Below are 15,698 nucleotides of genomic sequence, written 5' to 3'. Positions count from 1 at the left end.
ACCGCTCATGTTGATAGAGCCTTAAAGCAGGTAGATTATGCTCTGCGAGACCCGCAACTCTCCTCTCACGAGAAAGCACGCCTAGAGCAGCGCAAAGAAGATGCCCTTCAGATTAGAAAATCATTGGAAATGAGGCCTTAAGGCGCCAATCAGATAATAAAAAAGCCCGCTATTGCGGGCTTTTTTATATAAATATTTCTATTTGTTCAGCTGAGCAGAAAAATCCAGCATTCTCTGTAATGGCTTACGCGCGTCAACGATCAGGGAGTCATCAACGAAGATTTCGTCTTTACCCGTTTCAAGGGCGTGTAAAACACTTTCCAGACCATTCATAGCCATCCAAGGGCAGTGAGCACAACTACGGCAGGTAGCACCTGAACCACCTGTAGGTGCTTCAATAAACTGTTTACCTGGAGCTGCCTGCTGCATCTTGTAGAAGATCGCTTTATCCGTAGCAACGATAAACTGCTCATTCGGCAGATCTCGCGCAGCATTGATAATCTGGGTAGTTGAACCCACTGCATCAGCCAGCTCAACAACGGCATCAGGGGATTCAGGGTGTACCAGCACTGCTGCGTCTGGATACACTTTTTTAAGATCAAGAATACCCTTCGCTTTAAACTCTTCATGTACGATGCAGGAACCATCCCACATCAACATCTCGATGCCAGTTTCACGCTGAACATACGTACCCAGATGCTTATCCGGCGCCCAGATAACTTTCTTGCCCTCGTCAGCAAGATGTTCAACTACTTGCAGAGCAATACTTGAGGTTACAACCCAATCGGCACGCGCCTTAACAGCAGCAGAAGTGTTAGCGTATACAACTACTTCATGATCAGGGTGCGCATCACAGAAAGCATTAAACTCTTCAATCGGGCAGCCAATGTCCAGAGAACAGGTCGCTTCAATTGTCGGCATCAGTACACGTTTTTCCGGTGTCAGAATCTTTGCTGTTTCACCCATAAACTTCACGCCCGCTACGATCAGCGTATCCGCCTCATGCGCATTACCAAAACGCGCCATCTCAAGGGAATCAGATACACAGCCACCGGTTTCATCGGCCAACTGTTGCAGGATCGGATCGGTGTAATAATGAGCAACCAGACAGGCATTCTTCTCTTTTAGCAGCTTCTTGATGCGCTGTTTGTAGTCTTCCACCTGTTCCAACGTCATATCCAGAGGAAGGTGTTCGTTAGCGAAGTGCTCCTGAATAAGGATGCGTTCTGAAATATCCTGTTTGCTGAACATGTGATGTTCGTACTCATAGTTCTAACGTGAGATGCAGCACCAGTAATAAAAATCGGCTTATTTGATCAAGCTGCACAATTTATCCGCTACTCACCACGGATAAAAGAGGAGCGATATTATACCACAGCTGAAGTGAACGGAAGGAATGTTATATTTTGTGATACCTAATTTGGGGACAGGTTTAAACCTGTCCCTCATACCAGTAACTATTATTGATACCTAGTTGGATCACTCAAACCTGAATCAGCAAAGCCCTGTGCTCGTAGCCTACAGCTATCGCAATTCCCACAAGCCCTACCCTCATCATCGGCCTGATAGCAAGATACAGTCAGACCATAATCCACACCTAAACGGGTACCTTCCTGAATAATCTGCTCTTTAGTCAGATCAATCAGAGGCGTCTCAATCTTGATTGGATCACCTGTTACACCACGTTTAGTTGCCAAATTGGCCATGGTTTCGAAAGCAGCAATGTATTCGGGACGACAATCAGGGTAGCCGGAATAATCCACAGCATTAACACCGATAAAGATGGCATCTGCCTCAAGTACTTCAGCCCAGCCCAAAGCTAAGGAAAGAAATACCGTATTTCGCGCAGGTACGTAGGTTACCGGAATCTCATCGGTTTCCTCTTCCGGTACATCAATGCTGTGATCGGTCAGTGCGGATCCGCCAAAGTCTTCCAGATGTAACCGGATTACTTTGTGCTCGAGTGCTCCTTGCTGCTGCGCAATCTGTTTGGCAGCATTCAGTTCAGTGAGTGAGCGCTGTCCATAGTCAAAGCTCATTACGTAACATTGGTATCCGCGGTCAGAAGCGATCGCCAGCGCAGTCGCTGAATCAAGACCACCAGACAGCAATACCACTGCTTTTTTGGAAGCAGAAGAACTCATGGGAATTTCCGAAATTATTGCAGACGTTTAAATTCTTTAGCCAGACGAACAGCAGAAGAATCAGGATAGTTGTTAATCACCATATCCAAATATTCTGCCGACTTTTTAGTGTCGCCCAGTTGATCGTAGACGATGCCCAGCTTGTATGCCGCATCAGGCGCTTTACGATGATCAGCAAACTTAGTAATCACCTGCACAAACGGCTCACGGGCTAACTCGGGCTTTTGCTCTGCCAGATGAATCTCACCCAACCAGTAGTATGCATTAGGTAAACGTGCACTTTGCGGATAATCTTTGATAAACGCTGTGAATGCTTCAGCTGCCTTAGGGAAGTTACGCTCCCTTACCAGACCAAAAGCGTCACGATATGCCTTGGCATCACTCGGTGTAGCATCTGGTTGAACCAGTGTAGGCTCCGGCTTAGGAGTGGCAGCGGCTACAGGTGAATCATTAGATGAAACAGTTGATGATGCTGTATTTCCTGGATTAGCACCTGAATTAGTACCGGTATTAGCACCAGAAGAAATAGACGAGATACGACGATCCAGATCGCGGTAACGATCAAGCTGCTGTCGCTCCATCTGTTTCAGGCGATGGTTTTGTTGCTCAAGTTGTCCACGCAGCGACCGAACTTCGTCTTGCAGCTGCTGCACAATCATCATCAGTTCACTATTAGATGAAGCAGCATTGTACTGAACCTGGGAATTTACAGTGCCCTGAGCACCATTATTCACACCCAGCTCAATTACAGGGACATCTTCAGCAACAGCACTTGCGCTGATAAAAAGCGCAAGTGCTGCAACGGAGGTTTTACGAGATAAGACCATCACAGATTAGCGAGAAACGTACTTCAGCTCCACGCGACGGTTCTGGCTCCAGCTTGACTCGCTGTGACCCAGTACTGCTGGCTTCTCTTCACCGAAGCTAACAGCTTCAATCTGATTAGCTGATGCACCGTTAACCTGCAGGAAGCGAGAAACAGCTTTCGCACGACGCTCGCCCAGAGCCATGTTGTATTCACGAGTACCGCGTTCATCCGCATGACCTTCCAGAACTACACGAGCAGAAGGATTCGCAGCCAGGTACTGGCCATGCTTCTCCAGGTCATTAAAACCAGCAGATTTAACTACAGCACGGTCAAAATCAAAGTAGAAAACAGTCTGCAGGTTAGCAACTTCAGCCGCAGTCATAGTAGAACCGCTAACGTTACTGCCAGTATTAACGCCCTGAGTAGAACCGTTATTACCACCTGTTGCAGAACCAGTATCAGTAGATGAACCAGATGTACTACAACCTGCTACCCATGCTACGGACAAAGCCAGTGCAACAGCTTTAGTTACGTTGGAAACTCGCATCGATCACTCCTGTAAATTGCTGATTTTCAGCAAAATATATTAATTATATGTAATAGTAATGCTCAAAACTGAACATACGTTAATGTCTATAAACTTTTATTGCAAGTACGGGCTCCACGCAGGCTCCCGCACATCACCACTTGCAGACGGCAGGATAAATCGAACCCCACCATCTAGCGTTACACCACCAAGCACACCACGATTACCCTTCTGAGTTGCATAGAGGATAATACTGCCGTTAGGCGCAATAGTTGGAGATTCATCCAGATAGGTATCAGTAAGTACGTCAAGACGACCGGTTCTTAGATCCTGAACCGCAATATGGAATACGTTATCGTCGCCCCGGTGCACCATCGCCAGGAAACGCCCATCCTGAGTCAATCGACCACGGGCGTTATAGTTACCATCATATGTCACACGCTCAATCTGACGGGTCGGCAGATGGATGCGATAGATCTGAGGTTGTCCGCCACGGTCAGAGGTAAAGATCAGGGATTGTCCATCTGGCGACCAGCTTGGCTCTGTATCAATACCATAATGGTGTGTGACTCTGGCCAGGTTGCGAGAGCGCAGATCCAGAACATACACCTCCGGGTTACCATCTTTGGAAAGCACAAGCGCCAGACGATTACCATCCGGTGACCATGCGGGAGCACCATTCAATCCACGGAAGGACTGAATACGTTCGCGCTTACCCGTAGCAAGATACTGTATATAGATTGCAGGCTTGCCTGTTTCAAACGAGACATAAGCCAATTTGGAACCATCTTTTGCCCAGGCTGGGGACATTAGAGGCTCGCTCTGCTCACGAATAGTAATGGGACGGGCACCATCGGAGTCAGCCATTTTCAGGCGGTACTTAACTTTACCCTCACCAAAACGATGGGCAGTGACATAAACAATACGGGTAGAAAATGCACCACGTATGCCGGTCAACTTCTCGTAAACCATATCGGAGATATAGTGCGCAATATCTCGCATATTGGACTGGTCACCGGAGATACGTTCCGCCAGTAGTCTCTGTTCTTTAACCACATCGTAAAGTTCAAACTCGACCGCTATCTGCTTTCCTGTGGTCGGAATTTGGCGGCCAATAACCAGAAATTCAGTATTACTGACACGCCAATCACGGTAAAAAATCTGATTCTGCTGGGTAGGGAAACTCAGCATATTCTTGCGATCCAGCATGGAGAATAGGCCCGTACGGCCCAAGTCTGCAGAAACGATTGAAGCAATATCTTCAGGCAGGGCAAAACTACCATCCCATGAAAAAGGCACTACTGCCACCGGGGTTGGCTCATCAATACCCTGGGTAATTTCAATAGCCAGATCACTTTCAGCAGCCCAGCTAAAAAGTGAGATACTCAGCGTAAAAAAAGCCACTAGAACTTGAACAATCTTTTTCACTTAATTTCCCTCGATGCCCTTACTACTTAACATATGAGCATTATTTATATCAGTCTCGCAAATCTTCCGGGCGGAAACGTAAAACACGCTTACGGAAGTAACGATCAAACACAACAGGTTCCATATCCTGTAGTTTCTCAAATACCGCAACCCGATCTATTGCTCTAAGCGCATCATTATCAAACCGGGAATCGCCACTAGATTTCGATACATAGCGATCATTTACCCTACCCGAAGGCAATAGATGAACGGTGACTTCGACCACCATTCCGTTACGGGCAGATGGCGAACGACGCCAGTTCCTAGTTATCTGATCAACAATATAAGCTTCATAGCTCATAGCAGAAGCACGTTGCTCTTCTGCCCGCATTGCGGCCTCTTCCTCTTCCATTGCCTTCTGCAATGCTTCGTTACGTCTTTTTTCTGCAGCTGCGGCTTCAAGCTTACGTTTAGCTTCTGATAAACGTTTCGCTTTTTCTTCTTCAGCTTTACGCTTTTTATCTGCCTCGGCTTTTGCAGCGCGTTCCGCTTCTGCTTTCTTACGGGCGATCTCTTTCTGTTTTTTCTGTTCGGCTAAACGTTTCTTCTCAGCGTCAGCCTTCTTCTTTTTCGCTATCTCTTGTTGCTTTTTCTTTTCAGCCGCTTTCTTTTTAGCGATCTCCTGCTGACGTTTTTTCTCTGCCGCCTTTTTCTTTGCTATCTCTTGCTGTTTTTTCTTCTCAGCCGCTTTTCGCTTCTGATCAGCAATACGCTTTTTCTCAGCTTCTGCTTTGCGTCGTTGCTCGGCCTTCTTACGCGCCTTGGCCTCAGCAGCTTGTTTCGCCTGGGCTTTCTGGGTTTTCAGGTCAACAATCTGCGCCTGAACATGACGCGGTACTTTTCTTACCGGATCTTCATGTTCAAACCAGCTCTGTGCCAGCAGCGCAACAACCACAACATGCAGCAGAGTTGCCAGTATTATCGGTAAAAGGTAACTACCTGAACGCAAAATTCCGCCCTACTCCGTTACCAGACCAACACTTGGCGCACCTGCCTGCTGTAACAGCACCATCAGTTGCACTACGGTATCGTAGTTCACATCTTTGTCACCACGTACTAACAGCATCTTTTGTGGATTAGTTGCAAGAACCTTAGCAACACGGTCCTGAACCACGTCAGCGGTTACGGCTTGTTTAGGATCACCACCCACATCGATGTAGTACTGACCTTCAGCGTCAACAGTAACAATAACCGGCTCATTATCTTTATCATCCACCGGTTCAGCAGACGCTTTGGGTAGATCAACATTAACCCCCTGCGTGAGCATCGGTGCTGTGATCATAAAGATAACCAGCAACACCATCATCACATCGATATAAGGTACAACATTGATATCAGAATTGAGTTTACGCTTTTTCTTATGCCGTCTAATCATCAGATAATACCTTAATGATTAGTGCGCAGCAGCGTGCATACGACGATGCAGGATAGATGAGAACTCATCAGCAAAGGTCTCATAGTTACCCAACAAATACTCGACCTGTGCAGAATATCGGTTATAAGCAATAACGGCCGGAATAGCTGCAAAAAGGCCGATAGCTGTTGCGATCAGCGCTTCAGATATACCGGGCGCTACCGAAGCCAAAGTAGCCTGGTGCACATTAGCCAGACCTCGGAAGGAGTTCATAATCCCCCACACAGTACCAAACAGGCCGACATATGGGCTGGTTGAACCTACAGTGGCAAGAAACGGCAGATGGCGTTCCAACTTGTCTTCTTCGCGGGCCAGCGCAACACGCATACTACGCTGGATACCATCCATTACTGCGTCAGGGTCATAGCCTTTTTGTTGAGTAAGGCGGGTATATTCTTTAATACCAGCACGGAAAATATTCTCTGCACCACAGTCTGAATTTGGCTGCTGATTGATCTCACGAAACAGCTGCCCCAGATCAACACCTGACCAGAAACGATCTTCAAAATTACGAAGGGATTTCCGCGCACTGCTTAATACAAAATGACGCTGAAAGATCATAACCCAGGAGATAAGCGACGCCAGTAACAACATCACCATCACTAACTGAACGACAATACTCGCGTTAGCAACCAGACTCCAGATCGACATCTTTTCGTCCACAACACCTTCCCTCTAGCAATCAACCAGTAACACATAAAAATAATCAGAAGTAGGAACCTGTTGGGAGCTAAAAGTTCCGAAAATTTTCATGCCGAAAATTTAAGGGTCAACAATAACAGCAGAAAGGATTAATACAAGAAAAAACCGGCCATAAAGGCCGGCAAAAAGATCCTGTAGGGAGCTTACAATGAAAAATAAATTACGCGCTCTGTTGCAAACCAGTTTCGTGTACTGATTGGCAACGAATACAGCGTGAAGCAGTTGGACAAGCCTTAAGACGACTTAGTTCAATCTCTTCACCACAATCGGTACAACAACCAAAATCGCCTGTTTCAATTCTTTTTAACGCAGCCAAACATTCTGCCACTTCATCACTATGCCGAGCTAATGTCTCAACACTTAACATTAGCTCTACAGAAGCCTCTGCATCATCACCTGTGTCATGCACAGTAGATTGATTAATATCAGGATGTACCTGCTGCTCCAGTTCTTCACCAACTTCCGTTTGTAGCTGTTCTAGTAGTCTCTGTAGCTCATTTTTAAATGACGCTACTTCTGAAAGACTTAGGCTCGCCGTCATGCCACTACCTATTTAGTTATTATTTATTTCTCAGGAATAGTAGACGGCATCTGTAGATATGTATGTTGATCAAGATCAGGTTGCGGAAAAAAACCTTCTTTCTGTATGGTTTATTGATCCAGGTCGGGTTTAGGAATCTGCTGGTTTATCCAGACCGAAGTGACGGTAGGCATGATCAGTTACTACTCGCCCTCGAGGAGTACGCATGACAAAACCTTGTTGAATCAGATAAGGCTCCAACACATCCTCGATCGTGTCACGCTCTTCACTGATCGCCGCGGCCAAGCTTTCAACACCAACAGGGCCACCAGCAAACTTTTCAATCATTGTTAGTAGCATTCTGCGGTCGAGATGATCAAATCCATGGTGATCTACGTTCAACATATTCAACGCCCGATCAGCAATATCGTTATTGATCAGACCATCCCCTTTCACTTCCGCATAATCTCTGGCACGGCGCAGCAGACGGTTAGCAATTCGTGGGGTACCTCGAGAGCGCTTCGCAACTTCACGAGCACCATGATCATCAATCTGAGTACCCGACAGGTTCGCAGAACGAGACACAATGCTAGTCAGGTCATCCACATTATAGAATTCAAGGCGCTGAACAATGCCGAATCGGTCACGCAGAGGAGAAGTCAAAAGCCCAGCACGGGTTGTCGCCCCAACTAGAGTAAAAGGCGGCAGCTCCAACTTGATAGAACGGGCGGCTGGGCCTTCACCAATCATGATATCGAGTTGATAGTCCTCCATCGCGGGATAAAGCACCTCTTCAACATTCGGGCTCAGACGATGGATCTCATCAATAAACAGCACATCATTGGGCTCAAGATTGGTCAGCAATGCAGCCAGATCCCCCGCCTTTTCCAAAACAGGACCTGAAGTGGTTTTAATCTCTGAACCCATCTCGTTGGCGATGATATTAGCCAGAGTCGTTTTACCTAGACCTGGGGGGCCAAAGATCAATGTGTGATCCAGCGCTTCAGAACGCATCTTCGCAGCCTGGATAAAGATCTCCATCTGCTCGCGCACAACAGGCTGGCCGACATAATCTTCCAGGGATTTAGGGCGAATCGCTCGATCCTGCGCTTCCTCTACGGGATTACTCAGTGGCGATATAAAACGATCAGCTTCAATCATTATCTAAACCTTTAACTTAGCCCTTACCCAACCATAGACCTGAGAGCCACACGAATAAGCTCTTCACAACTTGCACCAGCGCCCAATGATTTATGCGCTTGTTCTATGGATTTAGTCGCCTGTACTGGCTTGTAACCCAGCGCAACAAGCGCACTTTCAGCTTCTGCTCTGGAGTCACTGACAGGTTCAAATGATGCCATATCCGGTCCATCTGCAGCAGATAGTTGGAATTCATCGGAAGATTCCAGTCCCAGTGCCTTGATCTTATCTTTCATCTCCACAATCAAGCGCTCAGCTGTCTTCTTACCTACACCAGGCAGTTTCACCAGTGATGCGGTATCACCATCATTCACACAACGCACAAACTCTGAAGTGGAGATACCAGAAAGAATAGTGATCGCCAGTTTGGGGCCAACGCCATTGGCTTTGATCAGTGTCCGAAACAATGAACGTTCTTCACGATCATAAAACCCGTAAAGCAACTGAGCATCTTCACGCACAACAAAGTGGGTAAATAGAGTTACCTGCTTACCGGTTTCCGGTAGGCGATAAAAGGTATTCATCGAAGCTTCTACCTCGTAGCCAACACCGTTTACATCTATCACCAGTTGCGGTGGAAGCTTCTCTAGCAACTCACCTTTTAATCGGCCTATCACTTATTCTTTCCTTTTTTCAATTTTTTCCAGCTTGTGGCCCGCAATAATAAATTCCGGGAGCCTCAGATCAGTAAACATCGCTGCCATTCGCAGAACAAAGATGATCGTCATCGACGTTAACGCCACTATCTGGCCCGGCATATCCGGCATATATTGCTGTAAAGAGACATAGATAATTGCGCCAACCAATGCACAAGTAGCATAAAGCTCACCGTCACGTTGCAGAATCAGAGGAATCTGCCCGGTCAGAATGTCGCGGATCATGCCTCCGGCACAACCTGTGATAACAGCCATCATCACAACAATCAGCGGCGGAAGATCCAGAGCTAATGCTTTTTCGGCCCCTAAAACTGCAAACAGGGCTAACCCCATCGCATCCAGAACCAACAAAGTTCGCCTTGGATACTGAATGTAACGACACACAACGAAAGCAACGACCGCAGAGATAATCGCGGTCCACAGATAAGATGTATCAGCGATCCAAACCACAGGATGGATATCCAATGTTATATCGCGGATCGTTCCTCCACCCAAAGCAGTCACAATAGCCAGAACAACGACACCGAGAATATCCAGACGTTTACCCTGCGCTGCCAAAGCACCAGCAGTAGCAAACACGGCCACACCAATAAGATCCGCAATATAGATAAAGTCGCTATAGCTCATATCAGTCATGGGAGCTGCTGACGCCTCCAACTGGCATTACGATTAGTCATTGAACCCGCTGTTTTAATCAGACTGTTACGGGTATGAGCATGACAAAGGGCTATAGCAAGGGCATCTGCAGCATCAGCCTGAGGAAGACCAGGCAGCTTGAGAATATGTGCAACCATATGTTGCACCTGGGACTTGTCTGCAGAACCTTTCCCTACCACCGATTGTTTTACCTTACGTGCGGCGTATTCATAGACGGGAAGCTCCGCATTAGTGCCAGCAACAATAGCCACACCCCTTGCCTGACCAAGCTTGAGAGCTGAATCCGCATTACGTGCCATAAACACCTGCTCGATCGCAAATTCCTGTGGGCAGTAGCGCTCGATAACCTCGGTGACTCCTGCATAGACCTGCTGCAAACGTTCTGGCAGTTCTTCACCTTTAATACGAATACAACCGCTGGCAACATACTCATTCTTGTTACCTACACAATTGATCACACCGTAGCCGGTGATTCGGGAGCCTGGGTCAATTCCTAAAATTAGCATCAAACTAAATTACTGGTTATTTATACAGGCAAGCATACAGTAGTGCTTAAAAATTAAAAAGCTCTAATCTCATTTGCTCTTCAAACCGCCTGCTCACTCCAGTCAAAGCTTGTAGCTTTACCATCACGAACAGACTGATACCAACCCGGAGCATCAATTACATCGCCAATCTCATCTAATGGGGGGTACGCCAGGCCATTATCGCGGCAGAATTTAGCCAGATCACGATTGCCCCACTCAAACAAGCAGCGGCACATCTCCTTCTGTTCAAGCCTCGGCTGATCATATAACCCTGCCTGCAGACGTTGGTGCTGAGCTTCAACAAGAATAATACCCGCTGCCGTTGAAACATTCAGGGAACTAACCATACCCATCATCGGTATAGTGACATGCGCATCGGCCATATCAGAGGCTATATCACTCACTCCTTGCTTCTCTGCTCCCATCAGCACAGCACAAGGCTGGGTATAGTCAAAATCACGGTAATCAATCGCTCTATCCGAGAAATGAGCCGCTACCACTTTCATTCCCTGAGCCTTCACCGTTTCTATAGCCGACACCACATCATGGTGCTGTCGGGTTTTGACATAAAAGTCACTGCCTTTGGCTGTTCCGCGGTAGGTACGGTAACCCTCTTTAGGCACAACTGTGTGAACAGAATGAATACCCACCGCATCACAGTTCCTGATCAAAGCTGACAGATTACGTGGTTTGTTCACCTGATCGGCGATCAAAGTCAGATCGGGTTGGCGGCGATGTAAAACCTTAAGCAGCTTTTCGGTACGTTCCGGAGTCATAACTTGAAAATCTTTGATAGAAATTGGGTATTTGGTAGCAGAAAGTTAGGCAGCGCGAACAGTAACAGAGTTGATTAGATCTGTGTAATAATATGCGCCTCGTTTTATACCTTATGAAATCAAAGATATGACTGACCTACCAGCAATTATTGCTTACCAGGGCGTACCTGGTGCTTATTCCCACCTTTCCTGCCGTAAGGCGCATCCAGAACTGGAGGCACAAGCCTGTGCAACCTTTGCGGATGCGATGTTTATGGTAGAGCGTGGTGAAGCTCGCCTAGCAATGATTCCACTGGAAAACTCAACGGCAGGACGAGTTGAAGAGATCTACCGCTTAATGCCTAAAACCAAGCTACACATCGTGGGCGAACACTTTGAACCGGTCAGCCACTGCCTGCTGGCCGCTAAAGGCAGCAAAGCAGAAGATCTGAAAACCGTCTCATCTCACCCGCAGGCGCTAGCCCAGTGTGATGGTCATATCAATGAGTTAGGCTTAACTCAAATCGCCAGTCTTGATACCGCAGGTGCTGCTGCAGAACTCAGCGAAACCCCTCAACCGGGTCACGCAGCGATCGCATCCAGCCTAGCGGCTGAGCTATATGATCTGGAGATCATCCGCGAGAACTTCCAGGATAAAACCGGTAACACAACTCGCTTCATGATTCTGGCCCGTGACAGCCATATGCCAGAACTGGATCCAAACATCCGCTTTATGACATCGCTGATGTTCACAGTACGCAACATCCCAGCGGCGCTATATAAAGCGCTGGGCGGTTTCTCTACCAACGGCGTAAACATGCTGAAGCTGGAGAGCTATATGGCTTCCGATACCATGACTGCTGCCAGCTTCCATCTGGATGTCGAAGGCCACCCGGATGAGAAAGCGATGAAATATGCGCTGCAGGAGTTGGATTTCTTTGCCAAAGAGGTTCGCGTGATGGGGACCTATCCTTGGCATCCGTTCCGGATGCAGAAAGATCAAATTATTGAGTAATTAAAGGGGCTTCGGCCCCTTTATTATTTCCCGTTGTTAGTCATGCCTGAGTTTAGGCTGATACCCACAAAAACATTAGTCTTATTGGCTTAGTCTCTTAACCGGAACTGATCTATAACTGACACTGGATCAAATTTGTTCCAATTTTCAAAATATAAAAACTCTTAAAGGTCGGTTTAGCTCTGTCTAACACTCGGAGAAAAAGCGCTACAGGGTTTTAAGAGGGAGAGATGGAGCCGGCGTAAGGATTCGAACCTCTGCGGTAAGGGACGCATTACCATCTTTAAAAACCGGCTTTGTAACTATATCTACGATAAGCCCTTTAAAGCAGATCACCAGTTTAACTAGAAATATGAAAAATGATCTATTAACTACAAGTTAGAGTAAAATCATGTGTTAACAGATCAGTGAAATATTATGAAAAGCCTCACTGCACAGTGCCCTCTGTGCCAAAGAACATTAGCTTTGACATTCCATCACCTGATTCCCAGAAAGGTTCACCGTAGAAGTCATTTTGCTAAACGATATAACCGTGATGAGTTAAATCGAGGCATCAACATTTGCCGTGGCTGCCACACGGCAATTCATCGCACTTTTGACGAAATGACACTGGCCAAAGAGTTTAATTCACTTGATGCGCTCTTAGCGTCACCCGAGATACAACGTTATATTGCTTGGGCATCGAAGCAGAAAGCCTCAGCAAACCCTTAATACAGGGGTACATTACTAGAGAGGTACACAATTACAGAGGTAAGAGGTAAATTGCATGAATTTGATGTGCTTAAAAGGCACTTTGGGCAAAAGCAATAGCCTTCACCCAATTAGAATTATCCTAGACGGTTGAGTAAGTCAGCAAACAAGTTGTTTTCACGTGTTAAAGCCTCATCGATAAAGGCTAGCAACACATATCTTTAGTGATGTTTATTGTATATGCGATCTAGTTTATGAAGGAATTCATCAAACTGCGTTCTTTTCGCAAAGTCAGCCTGGAATTTATTGTGAAAGAAAAGATTCAGCTTAACCTGTGAATCAAGCAAAGTAAGGGTATAACCTTCCTGATCATGCTTAGCTTGTATACCTGAGTATATATAGTGACCATCTCCAAGCTTCTCACCATGATCCAAAATGCAGTGAAACACACTAAGTGTTCTCATCACGTCAACTTTAAGCTCGTTATCAATCATTAAGTTCTAATCCTGTAAAAAAAGGGGCTTGGCTAAGAAGCCAAGCCCAAATTGAGAACAGCTGTAAGGGGCAATCGGGTGATCTTGAACTGCTTATTAAGAGAAGATGCATTCCTGATTATTCAATCAGGATCTACAACCCGGACATAACGGTAGTAGATCTGAAAATACATCCTTAACAAAACCAGAAGGTTATGGCTTTGTACTGAGGCAAGCTAATTACCTAGCCCCCTATTAATCCAGCGTCCTTTCAAGAGTCACTATTGTTACGCAACGAGTTACTGAATAGATCACAGGGAATTAAGCAAGCTTTCAGGCATAGAAACAGCGTGTTGCCACGCGACCCCAGTGGTAGACATTTCTGAGCACAATCGGACTAAGCCTGAATCCTCTTACTTACTTCTATCAAAAAGCGTGATGAAGCCCGCATTTCTCACCAAAGATCGTCTCGACTACTTTGTTTCTGGTGCTTGTCTGAAATACTTCTCGTAAAGCTGATGTGTGTACCCTGCCTGCTTCAATTGTTCTAATGCTTGATAAAACTGATAAGCCACTGAGTTTGTGTCTATTTTGGTGTAAAAGTTATCAATACTGATTGCTTCGTCGGGGGAAAAATTGGGGTTTGGATGTTCTGAAAAGAGTTTGGATTTACGGGAAAAACCTATGTACATCGGTATAAACACTTGGTTTATTGCGTTGGGATGGATCTTTATCCCGATCTCTTCATAGCTCTCTAAGGAATTAACTTTCTGATAGTGCTCCACTATCTCTATGTCAGCAATGTAAAAGTCACCTCTACCTGTTTTTAGTGCTTCGATGACCTTATCCATCGAAAGCTTACCCATCTGTGAGATAGTTATCTTGGGATAGATTTGGTCCCATTCGAGTTTGCTGCTTGATAGTTCAACCATAAGCCTTCCTTCAACTTCATCTAGCGATTTGATTTCAGGACGGTTATTCAAAGAAATGAGGACTTCTTTTGTTTGGAGGCCATTGGGGAGAAAGTAAATATAGCCTGTTCTCTTTTGTGAAAAAGAGGAACCGGGATAGAAATCGACAATACCTCTAGAGAGTTCAGAATGAAGCCTCTTTTTGGGAATTCTTACAACCAGTAGCTCATAACCAATTCGCTCTGCGGCTTTTTGAAACAGATCTGAATACAACCCAGCATTATCGCCATGACCGCCAATAAGGGGCGGTTTAGATATTGCTTTGTAGCCCATTATTATTGTTTTTTCACTTGCGTGCGCGAGGGGGGAAAGCGTGCATAACAAGATGAATAGGGATAGAAAATACTTCATAGTTTTCTCTGATCTAAATCTACAGATCCGTAACGACAATACAATGTCCAGTATAGCCAACCTCATTCTGTATAGTGGTTTTCAGACATTGATACGATGTGTAAGTTTTCATGTTCAAGCACATAAATTCCTCGCCAATTTGTAAAATGGCTACGACATCAGAAGCTTCCCCGTTTTTCTGAAACAGAGGGTTTCAAAGCTAAGCTTATAGCCCTAAATTTAACTTCGGCACGTTATACCTCCCCTCTGTGAAGCTGAGTATCGCAGCTTGAACCAGAAATAAGAGCTTGTTTGTCTGAGGAAACGAAGTGACCGAGTTTACAAGCTCGCTGGTTCAAGTGAGAAACGGAAGGTATCGGGCGTAGCCGGACAAGCAGTGGGGCTGCAGGGGATTGTTAAGGGGAGCTCAGCAGCTCCCCTTATCTCATCTTTAGATGAAAGCGTTTTAACTTAGAATAAAATGAGATACCTACTTTAAATCTCTATGAGTGATTCAGCTTCACAGATGGGCAAATTTGGTGCCGCAGTTTCGCCATCAAATAAACATCTGATCAAAACACCATCAAAAAACACCTAAAAATAGGGAAAACCCGTATTTAGTACTGCAAAAAAACTGGTTACTTACTACTCATAACCCCATGTTATTTGAACCAAAGTTCAATTTTGCACCGCACAAAAGCAAGCGATACTGAACCTGCAATTGATGCTTAAATTACCAAGGACATGTGGTAGTTCGAAAGCTCATCTTGCATCCCATCTTCAACTCTGGCCTTGCCATGAGTTAACGCATTTTTCAGCCCCTATGATCTAGGGGCTTTTTTT

General features: G+C 45.9%; 18 protein-coding genes. 2 read left to right on the top strand and 16 right to left on the bottom strand.

The window, feature by feature from the left end:
• Positions 1–198: 198 nt before the first annotated feature.
• From nadA to trmH, 14 genes are all read right to left on the bottom strand, one after another.
• Positions 199–1,251: a quinolinate synthase NadA gene (gene nadA, locus GY843_RS19235; protein WP_297312100.1), complete on the bottom strand. Its 1,053-nt coding sequence runs from the start codon at positions 1,249–1,251 to the stop codon at positions 199–201.
• Positions 1,252–1,460: 209 nt separating this feature from the next.
• The gene (gene queC / locus GY843_RS19230) at positions 1,461–2,144 is read right to left on the bottom strand and encodes a 7-cyano-7-deazaguanine synthase QueC (protein ID WP_297312098.1); all 684 of its coding nucleotides are present in this window, start codon (positions 2,142–2,144) and stop codon (positions 1,461–1,463) included.
• Positions 2,145–2,158: 14 nt separating this feature from the next.
• Complete coding sequence (gene ybgF / locus GY843_RS19225; RefSeq protein ID WP_297312097.1) at positions 2,159–2,971, bottom strand: tol-pal system protein YbgF; 813 nt, start codon at positions 2,969–2,971, stop codon at positions 2,159–2,161.
• Between the two features lie 6 nt (positions 2,972–2,977).
• A complete protein-coding gene (gene pal / locus GY843_RS19220) occupies positions 2,978–3,499 on the bottom strand; it encodes a peptidoglycan-associated lipoprotein Pal (RefSeq protein WP_297312096.1) in 522 nt (173 codons plus the stop codon).
• Between the two features lie 96 nt (positions 3,500–3,595).
• Complete coding sequence (tolB, locus tag GY843_RS19215) at positions 3,596–4,906, bottom strand: Tol-Pal system beta propeller repeat protein TolB (RefSeq protein ID WP_297312094.1); 1,311 nt, start codon at positions 4,904–4,906, stop codon at positions 3,596–3,598.
• 49 nt (positions 4,907–4,955) lie between these two features.
• Complete coding sequence (gene tolA / locus GY843_RS19210; protein WP_297312093.1) at positions 4,956–5,894, bottom strand: cell envelope integrity protein TolA; 939 nt, start codon at positions 5,892–5,894, stop codon at positions 4,956–4,958.
• Between the two features lie 9 nt (positions 5,895–5,903).
• Positions 5,904–6,320, bottom strand: coding sequence for a protein TolR (gene tolR, locus GY843_RS19205; protein ID WP_297312091.1), 417 nt, complete (start codon positions 6,318–6,320; stop codon positions 5,904–5,906).
• 18 nt (positions 6,321–6,338) lie between these two features.
• On the bottom strand, positions 6,339–7,022 hold the full coding sequence (tolQ, locus tag GY843_RS19200; protein ID WP_297312089.1) for a protein TolQ: 684 nt from the start codon (positions 7,020–7,022) through the stop codon (positions 6,339–6,341).
• A 199-nt stretch (positions 7,023–7,221) separates the two neighbouring features.
• Positions 7,222–7,602, bottom strand: a complete 381-nt coding sequence (locus tag GY843_RS19195) for a TraR/DksA family transcriptional regulator (protein WP_297312088.1) — start codon at positions 7,600–7,602, stop codon at positions 7,222–7,224.
• Positions 7,603–7,731: 129 nt separating this feature from the next.
• The gene (gene ruvB, locus GY843_RS19190; protein WP_297312087.1) at positions 7,732–8,742 is read right to left on the bottom strand and encodes a Holliday junction branch migration DNA helicase RuvB; all 1,011 of its coding nucleotides are present in this window, start codon (positions 8,740–8,742) and stop codon (positions 7,732–7,734) included.
• 23 nt (positions 8,743–8,765) lie between these two features.
• A complete protein-coding gene (ruvA, locus tag GY843_RS19185) occupies positions 8,766–9,398 on the bottom strand; it encodes a Holliday junction branch migration protein RuvA (protein WP_297312086.1) in 633 nt (210 codons plus the stop codon).
• Positions 9,399–10,073 carry a trimeric intracellular cation channel family protein gene (locus GY843_RS19180; protein WP_297312085.1) on the bottom strand — a complete coding sequence of 225 codons (675 nt, stop codon included), beginning with the start codon at positions 10,071–10,073 and terminating at the stop codon, positions 9,399–9,401.
• Positions 10,070–10,600 carry a crossover junction endodeoxyribonuclease RuvC gene (ruvC, locus tag GY843_RS19175; protein WP_297312083.1) on the bottom strand — a complete coding sequence of 177 codons (531 nt, stop codon included), beginning with the start codon at positions 10,598–10,600 and terminating at the stop codon, positions 10,070–10,072. The genes GY843_RS19180 and ruvC overlap by 4 nt, the downstream gene beginning before the upstream one ends.
• Before the next feature lie 80 nt (positions 10,601–10,680).
• Complete coding sequence (gene trmH / locus GY843_RS19170; protein WP_297312082.1) at positions 10,681–11,397, bottom strand: tRNA (guanosine(18)-2'-O)-methyltransferase TrmH; 717 nt, start codon at positions 11,395–11,397, stop codon at positions 10,681–10,683.
• 127 nt (positions 11,398–11,524) lie between these two features.
• On the opposite strand from trmH, the gene GY843_RS19165 reads away from it, so the two are divergent.
• Positions 11,525–12,391, top strand: coding sequence for a prephenate dehydratase (locus GY843_RS19165; RefSeq protein WP_297312080.1), 867 nt, complete (start codon positions 11,525–11,527; stop codon positions 12,389–12,391).
• Between the two features lie 417 nt (positions 12,392–12,808).
• Positions 12,809–13,102: a hypothetical protein gene (locus GY843_RS19160; RefSeq protein ID WP_297312078.1), complete on the top strand. Its 294-nt coding sequence runs from the start codon at positions 12,809–12,811 to the stop codon at positions 13,100–13,102.
• A 200-nt stretch (positions 13,103–13,302) separates the two neighbouring features.
• On the opposite strand, the gene GY843_RS19155 is transcribed toward GY843_RS19160, so the two are convergent.
• Together GY843_RS19155 and GY843_RS19150 are read right to left on the bottom strand one after the other, a co-directional pair.
• On the bottom strand, positions 13,303–13,575 hold the full coding sequence (locus tag GY843_RS19155; RefSeq protein ID WP_297312077.1) for a DUF3081 family protein: 273 nt from the start codon (positions 13,573–13,575) through the stop codon (positions 13,303–13,305).
• Positions 13,576–14,027: 452 nt separating this feature from the next.
• A complete protein-coding gene (locus GY843_RS19150; protein WP_297312075.1) occupies positions 14,028–14,798 on the bottom strand; it encodes an ABC transporter substrate-binding protein in 771 nt (256 codons plus the stop codon).
• Between the last annotated feature and the right edge of the window lie 900 nt (positions 14,799–15,698).

The organism is Neptuniibacter sp. (assembly GCF_024231755.1).
Classification (GTDB): domain Bacteria; phylum Pseudomonadota; class Gammaproteobacteria; order Pseudomonadales; family Balneatricaceae; genus Neptuniibacter.
Note: the sequence above shows the minus strand (reverse complement) of the source record. Positions and strands in the feature narration are given on the sequence as shown.

Bases quoted from the DNA above. Each gene is read 5' to 3' on its own strand.
- nadA (WP_297312100.1), bottom strand. From the start codon at position 1,251: ATGTTCAGCAAACAGGATATTTCAGAACGCATCCTTATTCAGGAGCAC.
- pal (WP_297312096.1), bottom strand. From the start codon at position 3,499: ATGCGAGTTTCCAACGTAACTAAAGCTGTTGCACTGGCTTTGTCCGTA.
- GY843_RS19195 (WP_297312088.1), bottom strand. From the start codon at position 7,602: ATGACGGCGAGCCTAAGTCTTTCAGAAGTAGCGTCATTTAAAAATGAG.
- GY843_RS19160 (WP_297312078.1), top strand. From the start codon at position 12,809: ATGAAAAGCCTCACTGCACAGTGCCCTCTGTGCCAAAGAACATTAGCT.
- GY843_RS19165 (WP_297312080.1), top strand. From the start codon at position 11,525: ATGACTGACCTACCAGCAATTATTGCTTACCAGGGCGTACCTGGTGCT.
- trmH (WP_297312082.1), bottom strand. From the start codon at position 11,397: ATGACTCCGGAACGTACCGAAAAGCTGCTTAAGGTTTTACATCGCCGC.
- tolR (WP_297312091.1), bottom strand. From the start codon at position 6,320: ATGATTAGACGGCATAAGAAAAAGCGTAAACTCAATTCTGATATCAAT.
- GY843_RS19180 (WP_297312085.1), bottom strand. From the start codon at position 10,073: ATGACTGATATGAGCTATAGCGACTTTATCTATATTGCGGATCTTATT.
- ruvC (WP_297312083.1), bottom strand. From the start codon at position 10,600: ATGCTAATTTTAGGAATTGACCCAGGCTCCCGAATCACCGGCTACGGT.
- ruvB (WP_297312087.1), bottom strand. From the start codon at position 8,742: ATGATTGAAGCTGATCGTTTTATATCGCCACTGAGTAATCCCGTAGAG.
- queC (WP_297312098.1), bottom strand. From the start codon at position 2,144: ATGAGTTCTTCTGCTTCCAAAAAAGCAGTGGTATTGCTGTCTGGTGGT.
- GY843_RS19155 (WP_297312077.1), bottom strand. From the start codon at position 13,575: ATGATTGATAACGAGCTTAAAGTTGACGTGATGAGAACACTTAGTGTG.
- ybgF (WP_297312097.1), bottom strand. From the start codon at position 2,971: ATGGTCTTATCTCGTAAAACCTCCGTTGCAGCACTTGCGCTTTTTATC.
- GY843_RS19150 (WP_297312075.1), bottom strand. From the start codon at position 14,798: ATGGGCTACAAAGCAATATCTAAACCGCCCCTTATTGGCGGTCATGGC.